At 64.4% G+C, this 1202-nt stretch carries 1 pseudogene; it reads left to right on the forward strand.

Features of this window, described 5'->3' with window-relative positions:
• Window positions 1–172: 172 nt before the first annotated feature.
• Window positions 173–1202: pseudogene (locus ACFTR6_RS22085) on the forward strand (hypothetical protein); the annotation flags it as partial.

Consider the following 1202-nt stretch of genomic DNA (forward strand, 5'->3'; position numbering starts at 1 on the left):
GGGTGATGTTGGGGTGGAGGGTTTGTCGCATTCGGGGACGGGGACGCCGACGGGTACGAAGCGGCAGACGAATGCGTTGTGGTTCAATGACGGGTTGTGGTGGGGGAACCTGTGGGATACCGCGAGCTCGGATTTTCATATCTTCCGGTTCAATGCCGCGACGAGTTCGTGGGTGGATACGGAGGTCGCGACGGATACCCGGGCGAACACCCATCATGACGTGTTGTGGGACGGGTCGACGTTGTATGTGGCCAGTTACCGGTTCGTCAATGACGGCCTGCCGGCCGAGCCGAATTTCCCGTCGACGATGCGCCGGTACAGCTACAACTCCAGCGCCAAGACGTACACGCTGCTGGGTTCGTCCAACATCAACAACCACCGGGTGGAGACCCTGTCGATCGATAAGGACTCGACCGGGCGGCTGTGGGCCACGTGGCAGCAGGGCAACCGGATCTATCTGAACGTCACCGGCACCAACGGCGCGACCTGGGGGACCCCGTTCGCCCATCCTGCGTCGCTGGCCAACGTGTCGGTGGATGACAACTCGGCGCTGATCGCCTTCGGGCCCGGCAAGATGGGCCTGATGTGGAGCCGGCAGGTCGGGGACGCCAGTGACGGCATGTACTGGAGCTCGCACGTGGACGGAGCGGGCAATACCTCCTGGACTACGCCGGTCGCGGCGGTCAAGGGCCAGCGCACCGGTGATGACCATATGAACCTGAAATGGCTGGACTCCTCCAGCAGCCGGGTGTTCGCCGCGATCAAGACCTCGTTCACCTCGGCATCCCAGCCGCTGATCCAGCTGTTGGCGTTCAACGGCACGGCGTGGTCCGCGACCACGATCGCGACCGTGGCCGAGTGCCCGAACCGGGTGATCGTGATGATCGATGAGAGCGCGCAGAGGGTCCGGACCTTCGCCACCTATCCGAAACCGTCCGGCACGACGAACGCCGGGGTCTGCACCAGCTCGGGAGGTGCGATCTATGAGAAGTCCACGCCCCTGGACAACATCAGCTTCACCACCACGAAAACGGCCCGGATCGTGGACGCCGACCAGTACGTCCACAACGTGACCTCGACCAAGCAGAACCTCAACAGCACCGCACGGGGCACCGCCAACAGCGGCCTGCTGCTGCTCGCCGACGTCAACGCCACCAGCCGCTACTGGCACTACTACGACCCCACCGGCGGCGCCGGCGGCG

This window comes from Arthrobacter sp. NPDC057009 (genome assembly GCF_042673905.1).
Lineage (GTDB): Bacteria > Actinomycetota > Actinomycetes > Actinomycetales > Micrococcaceae > Arthrobacter.